This window comes from Aquibium pacificum (assembly GCF_040839445.1).
Taxonomy (GTDB): Bacteria; Pseudomonadota; Alphaproteobacteria; order Rhizobiales; family Rhizobiaceae; genus Aquibium; species Aquibium pacificus.
Map to the genome: position 1 here is coordinate 1 of NZ_JBDPGJ010000052.1, position 287 is coordinate 287.

Genomic DNA, 287 nt, shown 5'->3' on the forward strand with positions numbered 1-287 from the left:
GGGTGGAGGAGGCGACGCTGGCGCCGCTGTGCCGCGCCGGGGCGGTGGTGCGCGCGATGCCGAACCTGCCCGTCGCGATCGGCAAGGGCGTGGTGGCGCTCCATTCCTCAACCGCGGACGCAAGCGTGCGCGACGAGGTGACCGCCTGGATGCGGCCGCTGGGCCATGTCGAATGGATCGCGGACGAAGCGCGGTTCGACGACGTGACCGCGCTGGCCGGCTGTGGTCCGGGCTTTGTGTTTCGCTTCGCCGATGCGCTGGCGCAGGCAGGCGCGGCGCTGGGATTG

At 72.5% G+C, this 287-nt stretch carries 1 protein-coding gene; it reads left to right on the forward strand.

Annotation, left to right across the window (positions count from 1 at the left end):
- On the forward strand, positions 1-287 hold a 287-nt coding region (locus tag ABGN05_RS30120), incomplete at both ends, for a pyrroline-5-carboxylate reductase family protein (protein WP_367957744.1).